Annotated in this window: 10 protein-coding genes; 2 read left to right on the top strand and 8 right to left on the bottom strand. The window is 61.5% G+C overall.

What is annotated here, in order from left to right; translation table 11 throughout:
- Window positions 1-157: 157 nt before the first annotated feature.
- Window positions 158-781, bottom strand: coding sequence for a hypothetical protein (locus tag ACT8X9_RS09195; protein WP_227621053.1), 624 nt, complete (start codon window positions 779-781; stop codon window positions 158-160).
- A gap of 490 nt (window positions 782-1,271) precedes the next feature.
- Here ACT8X9_RS09195 and pckA point away from each other — a divergent pair, with 490 nt between their 5' ends.
- The gene (pckA, locus tag ACT8X9_RS09190; RefSeq protein WP_444268786.1) at window positions 1,272-2,876 is read left to right on the top strand and encodes a phosphoenolpyruvate carboxykinase (ATP); all 1,605 of its coding nucleotides are present in this window, start codon (window positions 1,272-1,274) and stop codon (window positions 2,874-2,876) included.
- A gap of 178 nt (window positions 2,877-3,054) precedes the next feature.
- On the top strand, window positions 3,055-4,680 hold the full coding sequence (locus tag ACT8X9_RS09185) for an ABC transporter ATP-binding protein (RefSeq protein ID WP_444268785.1): 1,626 nt from the start codon (window positions 3,055-3,057) through the stop codon (window positions 4,678-4,680).
- A gap of 53 nt (window positions 4,681-4,733) precedes the next feature.
- Here the strand turns inward: ACT8X9_RS09185 and ACT8X9_RS09180 are convergent, their stop codons facing one another.
- The 7 genes from ACT8X9_RS09180 to ACT8X9_RS09150 form a co-directional block, all read right to left on the bottom strand.
- The gene (locus tag ACT8X9_RS09180) at window positions 4,734-6,251 is read right to left on the bottom strand and encodes a sodium/proline symporter (RefSeq protein ID WP_412590656.1); all 1,518 of its coding nucleotides are present in this window, start codon (window positions 6,249-6,251) and stop codon (window positions 4,734-4,736) included.
- A 222-nt stretch (window positions 6,252-6,473) separates the two neighbouring features.
- Window positions 6,474-7,025 (bottom strand): GtrA family protein, encoded by a 552-nt coding sequence (locus ACT8X9_RS09175; RefSeq protein ID WP_227621057.1) that lies wholly within the window; start codon window positions 7,023-7,025, stop codon window positions 6,474-6,476.
- A gap of 15 nt (window positions 7,026-7,040) precedes the next feature.
- The gene (locus tag ACT8X9_RS09170) at window positions 7,041-9,464 is read right to left on the bottom strand and encodes a glycoside hydrolase family 3 C-terminal domain-containing protein (RefSeq protein WP_444268784.1); all 2,424 of its coding nucleotides are present in this window, start codon (window positions 9,462-9,464) and stop codon (window positions 7,041-7,043) included.
- A gap of 105 nt (window positions 9,465-9,569) precedes the next feature.
- The gene (locus ACT8X9_RS09165) at window positions 9,570-12,515 is read right to left on the bottom strand and encodes a glycoside hydrolase family 3 N-terminal domain-containing protein (RefSeq protein WP_444268783.1); all 2,946 of its coding nucleotides are present in this window, start codon (window positions 12,513-12,515) and stop codon (window positions 9,570-9,572) included.
- 250 nt (window positions 12,516-12,765) lie between these two features.
- The gene (locus ACT8X9_RS09160) at window positions 12,766-14,046 is read right to left on the bottom strand and encodes a GHKL domain-containing protein (RefSeq protein ID WP_444268782.1); all 1,281 of its coding nucleotides are present in this window, start codon (window positions 14,044-14,046) and stop codon (window positions 12,766-12,768) included.
- Window positions 14,043-14,753 carry a LytR/AlgR family response regulator transcription factor gene (locus ACT8X9_RS09155; protein WP_444268781.1) on the bottom strand — a complete coding sequence of 237 codons (711 nt, stop codon included), beginning with the start codon at window positions 14,751-14,753 and terminating at the stop codon, window positions 14,043-14,045. The genes ACT8X9_RS09160 and ACT8X9_RS09155 overlap by 4 nt, the downstream gene beginning before the upstream one ends.
- 176 nt (window positions 14,754-14,929) lie before the next feature.
- Window positions 14,930-17,077, bottom strand: coding sequence for an S-layer homology domain-containing protein (locus tag ACT8X9_RS09150; RefSeq protein WP_444268780.1), 2,148 nt, complete (start codon window positions 17,075-17,077; stop codon window positions 14,930-14,932).
- Between the last annotated feature and the right edge of the window lie 148 nt (window positions 17,078-17,225).

Below are 17,225 nucleotides of genomic sequence, written 5' to 3'. Positions count from 1 at the left end.
CGATGTTAAAGGCGTGAGAGGCCTCTGTCTTAACCGCTTGACCAACGGGCCATACTACCATTTGCATCGGGCGTTGTTCCCGACTCGATTATTTTAGCACAGCCTCCCCGCTTTGTCAACAGGTATTTTCAATTTTTTTCGGCAATTTCTTCAAAAATCAGAACAGATGCCGCACGCCGCCCCTGACAGCCCCCAGAAGGACGCTCAGGTAGAGGCCCATGACGCTCTCCACCTCGCCCATCTCCATGCTCTGGCGCTGGGGCAGGTCGGCCAGCGTGCCCCGGTAGAGGCAGCGCAGCTGAGGCAGCTCGGCGTAATCGCTGGGGTGCATAAGGGTGCTGGGCTTGGGCAGGTCCAGCGCGCCGCTCTTCTGGAGCACCTCGCTGACGAACTGGGAGCAGAAATAATGCCGGCGGCGCTGCCAGCGGATATGCATCCAGCAGAGCAGCAGGCCCAGCGAATTGAAGCGGTACAGCTCGCCGTGGTGCATCATGTGCTGGGTGCGGCGCTTGGCCCGGATGTAGGCCTCGTCGGTCACTTCCAGCGCATAGAGGGCGCAGGGGATGTTCTCCCGCATGAGGAACACGCCCCGGTTCAGGTACTCCCGGCTGGGGCCTGCGGGGAACATGGTGTAGCCGTTCTTCCGGGTAGAGCTGTAGAGGGTGCTCAGATCCTCGTCGAAGGCGAGGGAGATGTGGGTGTACTGCGCCCCGGTAAGGCGGTACACAAGGTTCGAGAGCAGGGTCCCGGAGCGGGTGAGGAATATGTAAAGCGTCTTCATCGTTGTTGTTTCTCCATGCTGGCGGCTCATGGCCGTAAGTCAAGTCTGCTCAGTATACCATAGGCCGCGTCTTTTTTCCAGATGCATCGCAGAATATACACAATATTTGTGTCTCTATTTATAATACGGCCTTCCGCCGCCAAAAATTGCACCGCACTGCCCTCTCGTTTCCCGCCCTTGTATCCCAAATCGATAAAATTTTATCAAAGATCTGTTTTTGGCCGGTTTTCTTTAATTTGTGCGGCCAAACGGGGCCGGATTTTTTACGAAACCGCCTCAAATGGCAAAGATTCTTAATAAGATTTGTTGTTTTTACCCGAAGGAAATCATTCTGCCGGTTGATTTTAGACCCGATTTATGTATAATGGTATACAGGAGAATACGCATCTGTATTTCTTTCATCGTCCCGCTGCGGTGCCCTTTTGGCTGAGGGCGGCTTGCCGCAGGCGCGCGGGGCAATGACCTGAACGAAAGAAGAGGTATAAGTATCATGGCAAAGTTGGATCTGAGCAAGTATGGTATCACCGGCACGACCGAGATCGTGTACAACCCCTCTTATGAGCAGCTGTTCAACGAGGAGACCAAGCCCGAGCTGGAAGGCTACGAGAAGGGTCAGGTCAGCGAGCTGGGCGCTGTCAACGTCATGACCGGCATCTACACCGGCCGCTCCCCCAAGGATAAGTTCATCGTCATGGACGAGAACTCCAAGGACACCGTGTGGTGGACTTCCGACGAGTACAAGAACGACAACCACCCCGCTTCTCAGAAAGCATGGGAGGCCGTGAAGGAGATCGCCAAGAAGGAGCTTTCCAACAAGCGCCTGTACGTCGTCGATGCTTTCTGCGGCGCCAACAAGGACACCCGCATGGCCGTCCGCTTCATCATGGAAGTGGCCTGGCAGGCACATTTCGTCACCAATATGTTCATCAAGCCCACCGCTGAGGAGCTGGCAAACTTCGAGCCTGATTTCGTGGTCTACAACGCTTCCAAGGCCAAGGTCGAGAACTACAAGGAGCTGGGCCTGAACTCCGAGACTGCTGTCCTGTTCAACATCACCAGCAAGGAGCAGGTCATCGTCAACACCTGGTACGGCGGCGAGATGAAGAAGGGCATGTTCTCCATGATGAACTACTTCCTGCCGCTGAAGGGCATTGCTTCCATGCACTGCTCTGCCAACACCGATAAGGAGGGCAAGAACACTGCCATCTTCTTCGGTCTGTCCGGCACCGGCAAGACCACCCTGTCCACCGACCCCAAGCGCCTGCTCATCGGCGATGACGAGCACGGCTGGGACGACAACGGCGTCTTCAACTTCGAGGGCGGCTGCTACGCAAAGGTCATCAATCTGGACAAGGACTCCGAGCCTGACATCTACAACGCCATCAAGCGCAACGCTCTGCTGGAGAACGTCACTCTGGACGCCGAGGGCCACATCGATTTCGCCGACAAGAGCGTGACCGAGAACACCCGCGTCTCCTACCCCATCGACCACATCCAGAACATCGTGCGCCCCATCTCTTCTGCTCCCGCTGCCAAGAACGTCATCTTCCTGTCTGCGGATGCGTTCGGCGTCCTGCCCCCGGTCTCCATCCTGACCCCGGAGCAGACCCAGTACTACTTCCTGTCCGGCTTTACCGCAAAGCTGGCCGGCACCGAGCGCGGCATCACCGAGCCTACCCCCACCTTCTCTGCCTGCTTCGGTCAGGCCTTCCTCGAGCTGCACCCCACCAAGTACGCTGAGGAGCTGGTCAAGAAGATGCAGAAGAGCGGCGCCAAGGCTTATCTGGTCAACACCGGCTGGAACGGCACCGGCAAGCGCATCTCCATCAAGGATACCCGCGGCATCATCGACGCCATCCTGAGCGGTGCCATCAACGAGGCTCCCACCAAGAAGATCCCCTACTTCGACTTTGAGGTCCCCACCGCTCTGCCCGGTGTTGACCCCGCCATCCTCGACCCCCGCGACACCTACGCAGATGCCGCTCAGTGGGAAGAGAAGGCCAAGGATCTGGCTGGCCGCTTCATCAAGAACTTCGCAAAGTACGAGGGCAACGAGCACGGCAAGGCCCTGGTCTCTGCCGGCCCCCAGCTGTAAGCTGACAGCACCTCTTACATAAAGAGCTTCAAGCCCCCTGCCCGAACTCTAAGGAGTCCCGGGCAGGGGGCTTTTTATTTTCCCAAAAATGACCGATCCTATTTTTTTTTTGCGGAAATCTGTTATACTGAACCCAGCTTCTGCCCTGCGGCAGGAAGCATAGAGGGGGATATTGCATATGAAAAAAGCAACGGTCAACGACTACTTCCGGCATCACTGGATGAAGCTCATGCTCTTCGCGCTCTTTACGGCGGCGGTATCCTTTTTCGCGCCGCTGAAAAACTTCCAGCTCAAGTGGCTCATCGACTCCAAGAGCAAGCAGGAGGCGCTGGGCTATATGGGGCTGGTGTTCCTCATCACCTTCACCAGCTGGTTTTTCGAACGGCTGAGCCGCCGCTCCTTTACAAAACTCGCCTGCGGCGCAGTGGAGCAGGTACGGGGGCAGGTCATGGAGCGGGTGCTGCGCCGCCCGGTGTCCCAATATCAGCGGGAGGGCGACGCAGCCTATCTCTCCCTGCTGACCACCGACCTGCGCACTCTCTACGACGACTATTATATGTCCCTCTTCAACATCGCGTTCTGGGGCGGCATCATGCTCTGTGCGCTGGGGATGTACCTTTACATCAGCCCGGTGATGCTGGCGGCCATCCTGCTTGTGACCGTGCCGCCGCTGGTCCTGCCCCGGAAGATGAATGAGCAGCTCAAAGCCTCCCGAGACGCTTTTTCTCTCCAGATGGCGGGCTACACCCAGCAGCTCAAGGAGCTTCTGGGCGGGTTCGAGGTCATCCGGGGCTTTCTGCGGGAGGACGCCTATGCCGCCCGCCACCGGGATGCTGCCCGGCAGGCCCGCGACAGCGAGCAGGCCTACCAGCAGAACCTCAACGCCATGGTGGTCAACACCTCTCTCATCAGCAACCTCATCTTCCCCATCGTCATGCTGGTGGGCCTTTTTCTCGCTTTCGACGGGCGGCTGACGATGGGCACCGTCTCCACCGCCGCCAGCATGGCGAACTTCGTCATCACGCCCTGTAATCAAATCGCCCAGTGCTGGGCCAAGGTCAGATCCTCGAAGGGCATTCGTCAGCGGCTGGAAGCAGCCATGTCCGGCCCGGAAAAAGTCTCTGCGGGCCGGGCCATCGGTAAACTCGAGCACATCGAGTGCAAGGACACCGGCTTTGCCTACCCCGGAGCCGCTGCACCGGTGCTGCGCGGCGTCCGGCTGACGGTCTCCGGGCAGGAAAAGGCCGTCCTCGTGGGCGAAAGCGGCTGCGGCAAGTCTACACTGGCAAAGCTGCTGTTCCAGTACTACCCAGACTATACCGGCAGCATCCTCTTCAACGGCCAGCAGCTACGGGACATCGACCGTCAGAGCCTCTACCAGCGGGTAGGCTACATTGCCCAGACAACCTATCTCTTCAATGACACCCTCCGCAGCAACATCTGCCTCGGCGCGGACTTCCCCGAGGCCCAGCTTTCCCACGCCATCGGGACGGCGGGCCTCACCGACTGGGTGAGCACCCTGCCCGACGGCCTCGACACCCTCATCGGCGAGAACGGCAAGAATCTCTCGGGCGGGCAGCGCCAGCGCATCGGCATCGCACGGCTGGCGCTTCGCCGGTACGACCTCATCATCGCCGACGAGATCACCGCCAGCCTCGACCCCGACACCAGCGGACAGGTCATGGAAAATCTGCTCGCCCTCCCCTGCATGGTGGTGGCCATCACCCACGACGTCTCGGGGGCGTTCATGAAGCAGTTTGACAAGGTATACCGGATAGAGCACGGAAGCGTCACACAAGCATAAAAAGGAGGGCCTGTGCCGGGTTTCAGCACAGGCCCCCCTCTTGTTTTTACCGGTTATTTTGCCGCGTCGAACTCGGCGAGGATGTCGGCCTCCGGGGCCGGGGTCACAAGGCTGACCACCACGCAGACAGCCAGCGAGACGAGGAAGGCGGGCAGCAGCTCATAGATGCCAAAGACGCCGCCCAGCGGGCTGACAAGGTACTTCCAGACGAAGACCATCAGGCCGCCGGAGAGCATACCGGCCAGCGCGCCCTGCCAGTTGCAGCGCTTCCAGAACAGAGCGCAGAGGACGACCGCGCCGAAGGCGCCGCCGAAGCCGGCCCACGCGAAGCTGACGATGCCGAAGACGCTGGAGTTGGGGTCACGGGCCAGCACCACGCCCACCACGCTGACGCAGACGATGGTCAGGCGGGCGGCGAAGAGGCTCTGCTTCTCGCTCAGCTTGAGGTGGGCGAACTCCTGCAGGATGTTCTGGGACACGCTGGACGCAGCGGCCAGCATCTGGCTGTCCGCCGTGGACATAGTGGCCGCGAGGATGCCTGCAAGGATGAGTCCGGCCAGAATGGCCGCCAGCACGCCGTGCTGGCTGATGAGGCTGGCGACGCGGACGATGAGGGTCTCACTGGTGGAGCCGCTGAGGAATTCCAGCGCACCGGCCTTGGTCATGCCGAGGCCCACCATGCCGATGAGGATGGATGCTGCCATGGCGATGACCACCCAGACGGTCGCAATGCGGCGGCTGAGCACCAGCTTCTTCTCGTCCTCGATGGCCATGAAGCGGAGCAGGATATGGGGCATTCCAAAGTAGCCGAGGCCCCACGCCATCGTGGAGACGATGTCCAGCAGGCTGTAGGACGTCGCTCCGCCGGTCACGGCGTCGTGGCTGGCGGTCATGGTCAGGTAGCCGGAAAGGCTCTGGGCGTTCTCCACCACAGCGCCCCAGCCTCCGGCCACGACGATGCCGTAGCCCAGAACAGCCACAAGGGCCAGCGACATGACCACCGACTGGATGAGGTCGGTGGTGGTGACGGCCCGGAAGCCGCCCAGAATGGTATAGCCTACGATGACGAGGGCCGACACCAGCATGGCGGCCATGTAGTCTACCCCGAAAAGGCTGTGGAACAGCTTGCCGCAGGCCGCAAAGCCCGAAGCTGTGTAGGGCACGAAAAAGACGATGATGATGACCGCGCCCAGAGCGTTCAGCAGGTTGCGCTGGTCATGGAAGCGGAGCGACAAGAACTGCGGCACGGTGATGGCGTCGAGGTTGGCCGAGTAGCGGCGCAGACGCCGGGCCACGATGAGCCAGTTGAGCCATGTGCCCAGCGCAAGGCCGATGGCCGTCCAGCCCGGCGAGGCGATGCCACTCAGGTAGGCCAGACCCGGCATACCCATCAGAAGCCAGCTGGACATATCGCTGGCCTCGGCGCTCATGGCCGTGACCAGCGGGCCCATCTTCCGCCCGCCGAGGTAGAAGTCGGCGCTGTCGTTGTTGGTCTTGCTGTAGGCGAAACCCACCAGCAGCATGGCCGCAAGATAGACAATGATGGTGACGATGATACAGATCTCACTCATATACATTTCCCCCTTTGCTGCTTTCTCTATAAAAGCATGGCACGATTTTACCACACTAAAGCAGCAAAGTGCAACCCTCTCCGACAGATTCTTCCCCTATGACCGAAAATTCGTCCTTTCCAGCGTCCAAAATCGCTCAATATGCCAACAGGCCGCCCCCTTTTCAGGGGACGGCCTGTTGGTTTGGATGAAGAAAATGATGAAAATAGAGAGGATGTCAGCTTATTTTGCGGCCTCGCCCTCGGGGAAGATGATCTTGTTCACGAAGAAGAAGATCACCATCGAGATGCCGCCGTTGAGCACGGTGGTGCCGATGTTGTAGATGAAGTCGGGCACCAGCAGACCGGCCACCGCCACCCAGATGCAGTTGATGGAGTTGACGATGCAGGTGATGAGACAGAAGGCCAGCAGGTACCAGCCGATCTGTTTTGCCAGATTGCCCTTGCTGCGGAAGACGAGGCTGCGCTGGATGGGGAAATTGATGCACTCGCCGATGATCATGGCCACCATGTAGGCGCAGAAGTAGGGCAGGCCGCCGTGGGCCGCATCGTAGCCGAGGATGTTCCACTTGAAGGTCTCCCCGAAGAGGGTGATGTCGATGCCCGGCCAGCCGAAGTCCACCACCGGCAGACCGGCAAAGGCCTTGGGCAGAAATTGCAGCAGCAGGTACTTGAACACGGTGATGAGGTTAGACACGATAACGAACAGTCCGCCCTCCCGCACCCATTTGGCCGCAGCCGGATGCTTTTGGGCAAAGATATTCCAGAAATTCACGGTCGTTCCTCCTTCTCAGCCCTGACGCAGCCGCTTTTTCAGCTGGGCGTTCAGGATGGCGTTCTTGATAAATTCGTAGATGACCCGGACGATGCCCACCAGCCAGAAGCCCTTCAGCTCCCAGACGAGGCCATCCACCATCCCCATGCTGACCATGCCGTTGGTCATCTTGGCCAGCGCACGGAGGGGCATATTGTACTGGAAGACGGTGTTCAGGTCGGGCTTGCCCTTTGCAAAGCTGGCGTCGAGACGGCTGCGCAGCACCTTCTGGGCCAGCCAGCCCAGCGGGCTGCGGCCATGATCCATCTCGCCCAGCGTCATGTTCCGGTCGATGCGGACGACGTCCTCCGGGATGGGATGGCCCAGCAGGGCCTCGAACTCGGCATCGGTCACATAGGTGATCTGACCGGAGACGTAGTGGGTCAGGCTCAGGCCCGCGTAGGGGTCAGGGGCATTGGTGCCCTTGACGGTGATGTCTGCCGTCAGGCGGATGTCCACGCTGGACGCGCCCACCCGGAGCTGGTAGCTGCCGCCCTCGACCTCCCATGCGTTGGTCTTGACGTTCCAGTAGCGGAACGCCTTATCGTCCAGCGCGATGGCCACGGTCTTGCTCTCGCCGGGGGCGAGAGAGACCTTTGCAAAGCCCTTCAGCTCCTGCTCGGGGCGGAAGACCTTCGCATCCGGCTTTGCAACGTAGAGCTGGACGATCTCGGCACCGGCGGCGCTGCCGGTGTTGGTGACGGTAAGGGTCACACCCGTTTCGTCGGCCTTGAGGCCGCTGTATTCAAAGGTGGTGTAGCTCAGGCCGTAGCCGAAGGGGAAGGCAGGCTTCACACCGGCGGTCTGATAGTAGCGGTAGCCCACATACAGGCCCTCGCGGTACTCCACGTTCCGGCCCTCGCCGCCGAAGTTTGCCTTGGCGGGGGTGTCGTCGTGGGCCTTTGCCCACGTCTGGGACAGCTTGCCGCAGGGGCAGAGCTTTCCGGTGAGGATGTCCGCTGCCGCACCGGCACCCGCCTGTCCGCCCAGTGCGCCGTAGACCAGCGCCTTGCACCGGCCCACCCACGGGGTCTCCACCGGCGCACCGGCGCTCAGCAGGACGACGACATTCGGGTTGACGGCGGCCACTGCGTCCAGAAGCTGCTGCTGGTTCTCGGCCAGCGCCATATCAGCGCGGTCAAGGCCCTCGCTCTCCCGCAGCTCATCGAGGCCGAGGCAGAGCAGGACGGTGTCGGCCTGCTTTGCGAGGGAGACGGCCTCCTCCTGCTTTTTGGGGTCTGCGGCTCCCTGACGGTCGAAGCCGGAGGCGTAGCCCACGAAGGAGATGCCGCTGTCGTCGGCTTTGATGCAGTCCAGCAGAGCATCTACCTGAAGCGCATTGACGGCGCTGGAGCCTGCGCCCTGATAGCGGGGCGTCTGGGCAAAGTCGCCGATGACGGCCAGCTTTTCGCCCGCCTTCAGGGGCAGGATGCCGTCCTCGTTCTTGAGCAGGACGATGCTCTCGGCGGCGGCGCGGCGGGCCAGTGCGTGGTGGGCAGCCGCGTCAAAGGTGCGGGGGGCTTTCTCCACTGCCGCGTGGGTGGAGAACACCAGCTCCAGCAGCTCGTCGAGGCGGGCGTCGAGGTCGGCCTCGGTAACTTTGCCGTTCTTCACGGCCTTCATCAGCTCCCGGATGGAGTCGCCGCCGGGGCAGGGCATCTCGAGGGTGGAGCCGTTCTTCACGCCGAGGGCGTGGTCATTGGAGCCGCCCCAGTCGGTGACGACCGCCCCGTCGAAGCCCCAATCCTTCCGCAGGATGTCCTGCAGGAGATGGGCGTTCTCGTTGGCGTAGGTGCCGTTGATGAGGTTGTAGGAGGTCATGATGGTCTTGGGCCGGGCCTCCTTGACCACGATCTCGAAGCCGGTCAGGTACAGCTCCCGCAGGGTGCGCTCGTCCACCACCGAGTCGGAGGCCATCCGGCGCAGCTCCTGACTGTTGACCGCGAAGTGCTTGGGGCAGGCCGCGATGCCTTTTTTCTGGATGCCCCGCACATAGGCCGCAGCCATTTTGCCCGCAAGGATGGGGTCCTCCGAAAAATACTCGAAGTCACGGCCGCAAAGGGGGCTGCGCTGGATGTTCAGGCCGGGGCCAAGGAGGACAGCCACCTCCTGTGCGGCGGCCTCCTCGCCCATCGCCTCGCCCACGGCCTCGCCGAGGGCCTCGTCCCAGCTGCACGCCGTGGCGGAGGAGGTCGGGAAGCAGGTGGCCGGGACGCTGGGGTTCAGGCCCAGATGGTCGGCCGCCCCCGCCTGCTTGCGGACGCCGTTTGGGCCGTCCGACAGGGTAATGGACGGGATGCCCTTGCCGGGCAGGGCACGGGTGGTGAAGACCGTCTCGCCCGAGAGCAGGGCACATTTCTGTTCTAGGTTCAGTTTCCGGATGATGTCAGTGTGCTTCATCGCATTTTCCTCATTGATCCCTGAGCGGGGCAAAGGCCCGCTGTTCGCTGCAGCGGGCCTTTGCCATCGGTTTTGTTCAGGTGCTGCACGGAGAGTGCTTACGTCTTAGACTTCTTCCTCTTCCTTGCGCTTTTTGTAGTTCTTGATGGCGGTGTACTCCAGACCCACGATGAGCAGTGCGGCGACGACGTCTGCACCGATCAGGACGATCTTCCACTTTGCCATACCGGGGTTCAGGTTCTCCTCATCGTAAGCGCGGCTGTTGACCACGGTGTAGAGGATGTTCTTGGCAGCGGTGCGCATGGCCTGCTTGCTGCTGTTGGTCAGGACGGTCACGTTGTTGTAATCGTTGCCCGTGGTGCAGAGCATCAGGTCGCCGCCATTGCGGACAGCCTGATCGGCGGTCATGTAGCCGTAGACGCCGAAGTAGTCGGTCTCGACGAAGCCGAGGAAGCCCCACTCGCCGCGCAGGACGTTCTGCAGCAGCTCAGAGCAGCCGCCGGCCCAGCGATTGCCGATGTAGTTGAAAGAGGACATGACTGCGTGGCAGTCTGCATCCTTGACCGACATTTCGAAGGGCTTGAGGTAGATCTCACGGATGGCCTGCTCGTTGGACCAGGTGGCCGCCATGCAGTTGCGGTTGCCCTCCTGATCGTTCAGAGCAAAGTGCTTCATGTAAGCGTAGACGCCGTGCTCCTGTGCACCTGCGATGGCGCTTGCGGCCATTGCGCCGGACAGGACGCCGTCCTCCGAGTAATACTCGAAGTTGCGGCCGGAGAATGCGGTGCGGTGGATGTTCATGGCCGGGCCGTACCAGCCGGAGGTGTTCATCTCGTTGGCCATCTTGCCGATGCTGTCGCCGAAGTCATGGGCCAGATCCTTGCTCCAGGTCATGCCGATGAGGGTAGCAGCCGGGAAGCCGACCGAGCCGACGCCGGTGAAGTTGTTGTTGATGGAGGCGGGACCGTCGCAGTCGTTGGTGCGCACCTTGCCGACGCTGTCCACCGCTGCGGTCTGATAGCCGCCGAAGCCGATGGTCTGCTGCAGGTCGTCGATGCTCATCTCGTCCAGCAGGTCATCCCACTTGGAGTCGTTGTAATCCACGCCGCGCAGGTCAGCCAGCTTGAGGCCGTTCTTTGCGCCGGTGGTAATGTCCTCTGCGTTGGGGTCCTCGTCCTTCTCGTAGCCGGACTCGGTGTAGGTGAAGCAGTTCTCGAAGCCAGCCTTGACCTCGTCGCTCATCTCGTAGGTGGCAGGAGCGGCAGTGGCCTCATCGTAGTTTGCGAAGCCGTCTGCACGGGACAGATAGGTGATCTCGCCCTCAGCGAAATCGAACTGGTTGGTGGCCACGACCTCATCGCTCTCGCGCTTGTTGGACTCGTTGTAGACGATGTCCGAAGCGAAGGTGCAGGTCTTGGAATCCAGAGCGGTGTGGGAGTCTGCATTGGTGCTGATGACGTAATCGCCAGCCTCCAGCACATAGCAGCCGTTGTTCTGGTAATCGTAGGAAGCCAGATCCTCAACAGGGATGGTGAAGTCGATGGTCTCGCTCTCGCCGGGAGCCAGCTCGTCGGTCTTGGCGAAGTCCAGCAGGTTTGCGGAGGCCTTCTCGATGCCGCCGTTGGTATACGGAGGATCGCTGTAGATCTCGACAACATCCTTGCCGGCAACAGAGCCGGTGTTGGTGACAGTGACGGAGAACTTCAGGTCTGCGCCATCGTTGGTGATGTCGCTCATCTTCTGGGTGAAGGTGGTGTAGCTCAGGCCGTAGCCGAAGGGATAGACCACTTCCTTGTCGTAGTCGATGAGGCCCTCATCGGCAGCCGTCTCATAGAACTTGTAGCCGACGTAGATGCCCTCGACGTAGTTGACGAAGGAGGGAGTGGTGCCCTCGGGGTCGAACATACTTGCATTGGAGTTGAACTCGGAAGCGTTGGTGTACTTGAAGTCGCCGAAGTTGTTCCACCACGGAGAGGCGGTCAGGTCGGTGACATAGGTATCTGCGGTGCGGCCGGAGGGGTTGACCTCACCGGCGACCACGCGGCCAAAGCCCTCAAAGCCGGACTGGCCGGTGCCGGGGCAGAGCAGAACGCCCTTGATCTGGGGGTAATCCTTGACCCAGCCCATCTCAAATGCGTTTGCGCCGTTGTAGACGACGATGACGTTGTCGAAGTTGGAAGTGACCAGATCGATCAGCTCTTCCTCGCGGTTGGACAACTGCAGGAAGTGGTCGCCCGCATCCCAGTCGTTGCCCTCGTTCAGGGTGTCGTCATAAGAGCCGTTGTAGTAGCCAGCGCCGTGCTGAGAGCCGCGGTAGTCTGCCACACGACGGACCCAGCTGCCGTCCACGACAGCAGCCATATCGGTGGGAAGGTCTGCGCCCTCGCCGCCGACGCGGGTGATGACCACCATGGCGGTGTCAGAGTATTCCTTGGCGTTTGCCATCATCTCGTCGGTGTACAGGCTGACGTTCGGCTCGGGCAGGGTCCAGTCCTGCTGTGCCATGCCGACGCTGGGACGGGTAGCGCAGTAGTCGGTGTAGAACTTGCTCAGCTCGTCGTTGGTCTCGATGCCCGCATCGTGCAGGCCGGTGAGCAGGTCGGTGACGGGATAGGCGTCGTTCAGTGCGCCGGAGCCGGTGCCGCCGTAGCAGGGGCTGGTGGAGGCCCAGCCAAAGACGTTCAGCTTAGAGCCGGAGGCCACAGGCAGGATATTGTCATCGTTCTGTGCCAGAACGATGCCCTCCTGCGTGATCTCGTTCACCAGCTCGGTCGCCTCTGCGGAGGTCTCCTCGCTGATGGAGCCTTCACCGGAGACCAGATCCAGCATGGTGGACATGGGGCCGGTGCAGATGAGGTTGACAACGATGACCAGTGCCAGCAGAATGGCGACACCAGACTGCGCACGGACCATCTTCTTCTTGGCTTTCGGCAGCTTCTTGGCCGCAAACATCGCAACGAGTGCGACCACGACCACGACGCCGAAGGCGATCAGGTAGTTCTGGATGTTGGAAACTACCTGCATTACATCATCCATATTGACGGACAACATAATTCTTCCTCCTTATTCTGAATTCATATTTCCCGGGCACAGCTCCCGGACTGTCGGCATCCATTATAAAGGAATTCAATGAAAATTTACAAAGATTTTCACAACCTGTCATTTCCGAGGCATATTTTGCAGAAGTTTCATTTTGGTTTCAAATTTTATTGTGCTTATCCACAAATACAGACCCAGCTTTATTGTGCAAAACAGAAAAAACCTCTCCGGCATTGCGAAGCAATGACGGAGAGGTTTTTCTTTATTCCGGGATCGGCAGCAGGATCCGCAGCGTGAACCAGCCGTCGGCCCAGTGAAGGGTCATGGTGCCGTCGTGGTCCTGCGCTGCCGCCTGCACGCCCCGCAGGTCGTAGCCGCCGTGGGTGTTGTGGCGGGGCAGGCCGTCTGCGCCCAGTTCCACGGGCTGGGCGCAGTAATTCTCGAAGCGGAGCATCACACAGCCGCTCTGGTCATAGACGGCCACCCGCAGCAGCCGCTTTTCGGGGTCCGGCTCTGCCGTGACACACTCGATGGCGTTGTCCAGCGGCGCGCCCACGAGGGTGCACAGCTCCCGGGTCGTCAGGAACCCCAGCTTGCTGCCATCGGCCACGCTGGTCATGTTGATGCCCCGCTGCTGGCAGTCCATGCTCTTTGCGGTGAGCAGGGTGTCCAGCACCGGATTGCCGGTCTTGTTCTCGGCCTCATACCGGCGGATGCCGCTTTCCATCCGGGCCAGCGCGGCGTCCTGCTTGGCCCGGTCGCGCTCGGCACGGATGTCTGCGATCTGAATTTTCAACTCATGGTAGCGGCTGTTGATGAGCCGGATGCCCTCTTTGCTTCGCTTGTACTGCTCATACTGGCGGTGGAGCACCTCGTCCATCGCCGCAAGCTCGCTGTGGAGGGCCGCTTCCCGCAGCTGCTCGTGCTGGACGGTCAGGATGAGGACGCCGCAGATGTCCACCAGCGTGCGGATGTAGTAGACGCTCATGTCCACCTCGCGGTCGCCCAAGAACAGCAGGTTGCTCACCGCAAAGACCATCGCCGCCATGACGACGGCCACGAGGGCCGCTTTTCCGCTGATGACGATGCGGCCCTTGGGGCTGGCGTGCTTGTGCTCCAGCAGCCAGATGCAGCCAAAGACCCCGCTGTAGACCACCGCCAGCAGCGCCAGCGACAGGCCATCGGCCCCGCTGCGCTGGGGCCAGAGGAAACAGTGCAGCTGCCACTCGGCGCTGGCGGCCAGCTCGGCCAGAACAAAGGCCCGGGCGCAGACATACCCGGCCTCCAGCAGCGAGATGGTGCGGGTGAGCCAGAGGTAGAGGTACTGCATCGCCACCGCCGCCGCCATGCAGGGGATCCACCACGCCAGCGGGACGCTGCCCGTGGCCTGCAAAAAAGCGCAGAGGACCAGCGCCCACGCCGCGCTGACGGCGAAGGTGGCCTTCGGGCCGAAGCGGCGACCCAGCGGCAGGGCGTAGATGCCCACGGCCAGACACTCGGCCAGCGCCGTGTAGAGGCGCGGGATATTGGGCAGCGCCGTCATGCGCCTCCACCTCCGATGTGGTCGGCCAGCGCTGCGAGAAAAGCCTTCCGCCGGGGCCGGCTCAGCTGCAATTCATAAGGTCCTACCTGCACCATCCCCTGCTGCACCCCCTTCACCTGCGCCAGATTGACGAGGTAGCCGCTGTTGCAGCGGGCAAAGGGCCGCTCAGCCAGCTTCTCCTCGAAGGCTTTCAGGGTGCCCGCCGCCGCGAAGTCCCCCTCCTCGGTGTAGAAGTGGACGCGGTGGCCCTCGCTTTCCAGATAATAGATGAGGGAGGAGTCCAGCCGCCGAAGCCCGCCCTCCACCGGCAGAGCCAGATAGTGCCGCACCCGGCGGCGCAGCTGCTCCTCCACCTTCCGGAGCTGCTGCGAAAAGGCAAAGTAGGGCACCGGTTTGAGCACATAGTCCAGCGCACCCACCGCGTACCCGCCGATGGCGTACTGGGCCATATTCGTGATGAAGACGATGATGACGTCCTTGTCCAGCTCCCGCACCCGCCGGGCCGTCTCCATCCCGTCCAGATGCTTCATCTCCACGTCCAGAAACAGGACATCGTACACCGGGCGGTAATCATCCAGCAGCTCCATCCCGTCGGCGAACTCCGTCACAGCAAACTCGGTGCCATACTGCCGGGTGTGCCGCTGCACATAGCCTTGCAGCTGCGCCCGCACCTCTGCCTCGTCCTCCACCAGAGCGATGCGTATCATTGCCGCACCTCCTTTTTCCGCAATTTCTCTGGTTTTTATTGTAACACGAAACCGGGCCGGTGGCAAATGGGAAGGCCCTTTTTCTGCCGTGTTCCCCGGTCTAACAGCTAAACACAAAAGCAGCAGCCTCACTCTGCGTTCGGTGAGGCTGCTGCTTTGTTCTTTCAGGAAAGATCTCAGTTCGTCTTGACGGCCACGAGGATGCGGATCTTCTTTCCGCCTGCGCAGCCGAAGTTGTCGTACCAGCCGATGAGCTTGTAGTCCTCGGTGTTGACCTTGGGCAGCGAGGTGGCGAAATACTGGCCGTTCGACCACAGATAGACCTGCATATCGTCGGCGGTCTCATACCGCTTGTCCCCGCTCATGACCGAAGCCGCGCCCAGTCTGTCGATGACCACCGGCGAGAGCTGGAGCATCCGGTTGATGGCCTTGCCGTCGGCAGAGCGGCCGATGGCGATGCCGCCCGCCACGATGGGATACTTAGTGGAGGTGCTGTAGGCTACCTGCTTGCCGCCGGTGTAGCAGACGTAGGTGGCTCCCTCACCCAGATAGTTGAGGAAATCGCCCAGCGTGCCGCCCACACTGTCGCCGGTGCGGCGGAGCACATAGCTGAAGAGCTGGTCCGTCTTGCCGGTGAGGGTGTTCCAAGTAGAGCTGACGATGCTGCCGTCGATGAGGCCGTAGAGCACATCGCTGGTGCTGGGCACCAGAATGTTCTTCACGTCCTGAAAGGTCTCCTCGTCGGTCTTCTTCACCGTGGTGGTGGTCGTTGTCGTCGTGGGGAGGCCTGCGGCCTCCTTTGCGGCGTCCTGCGCCTTCTCGCTGATCTTCTTGTCGATCTTCTTGGCGGCTTCGTCCGTCAGGCGGCGGACGGAATCCAGCGCGGCATACTCCCACAGGTCGCCGGTCACATCGTTGAGGATGACCCGGTCGATCTCACCGGCGGCGTTGGTGGTGTAGTAGCGGACGTCGTTCTCACTCAGCGTTACCCCCGATAGGCGGCTGGGGCGAACTGCCCCAGCCACACCCTCCGACGTCGTATCAAGGATCTGCACGTTGTCTGCAAACGGGGTGTCGCCCAGTGCGGTGCCGTCGGCGCGGATGGTGCCGCTGACCGGGCGGGGCGAGATGGACTTAACGCTCTCGCCGCCCTCGTCCACGCGGACCTCCACCAGCTTGCCCGCCGGGAAATTGAGCTTATTGTTTACGTTGACGGTGCGGGCCGTGCCGTCGGTGCACATGATGGAGACGGCCTGCTGCACCTCGGCGCTGTTGGTCTCCACGAGGGTGCGGGATGAGGACTGCACCACGCCGTAAAAGACGGCGTCGGCCTCGTCCCCGGTAAGGACGGAGACTGCGGCGTCGTTCATGCCCAGCAGCAGCGTGACCACCTGACCCACGCCGCCGCCGGACAGGGAGGAGAGCTGGTAGGCCACGGAGGGCGAGGCGATGGTGTAGCTGACCCCGGCCACAGTCACAGAGGTCGGGGCGCTGGCCGAGGGCGAGACCGCCGTCACACGGCCTGCGGCACGCTTATTGTAGATCCACAGGGTACGGGCGCTCTCATTATAATAGTAGACATCATAGGGCGAGAGGGCCGCAGAGGTGGTGACTTCGTCGTTGCGGTAGATGGCCGCCGGGGCAAAGGGCAGGGCCGTGGCCGCATCGGCCACGAAGGGGCCTTTGACGTTGTCCAGCAGGACGGAGGAGATGTCCACCTGACCGTTGCTCACCGCAAAGCCCAGCGTGGAGGCGTAGACCTGACCGCTGCCGTTCATGGCCGTGAGGGCATTGTAGAAGAGCACGGTACCCTGCTCGAGGGTCAGCACCTCGCCCTGACGGGCGCTGATGTCATTGCGCAGGCCCAGTGCGCTTGCCTTATTGAGCTGGGCAGAGGGGAAGGCGCCGCCGAGGCTCGCCACATCGTAGCCCAGCAGGCGGAGGGCCATGGTGCAGGCTTCCTCCAGCGTAACGGCATTGTCCGGGCGGAAGCTGCCATCGGAGTAGCCGGTCATCCAGCCGTTCTGGACGGCAGTGCGGATGTAGACGGCGTAGGGCGAATCGCTGTCCACATCGCTGTACAGACGGCCGGTGCGGCCCTGTGCTGCGGCGGTGTCGCGGTAGGCCGAGAAAGCCGTCAGGAGACGGGCCGCCTGCCCACGGGTGAGGGACGCGCCCAGAGAAGCAGACTGCTCGGCGGTCAGACCATCCAGCGCCGTCGCCGTCTGGACTGCCGCGTTGGAGCCGACCGCCGAGGCGGGCAGCACCAGCATGGAAACCGCCACGCAGACGGCCAGCAGGAATGCGAGGAATCTTTTTTTCATGGTAAACTCCTTATAAGTATAAACCTCTCAGTCTCGCATTCGCTCGACAGCTCCCCTACCGAGGGGAGCCTCTGGCGAAGAGAGGAAGCTTTCCGGAATGCCAAGGCCTCTCCTCGATAGGAGAGGTGGCAGCGCGTCAGCGCTGACG

It is taken from the genome of Faecalibacterium sp. (assembly GCF_052358865.1).
GTDB classification, from domain to species: Bacteria; Bacillota; Clostridia; order Oscillospirales; family Ruminococcaceae; genus Faecalibacterium; species Faecalibacterium butyricigenerans.
The sequence above is the reverse complement of the archived record's forward strand: the minus strand, read 5'-3'. Positions and strand labels throughout refer to the sequence as shown.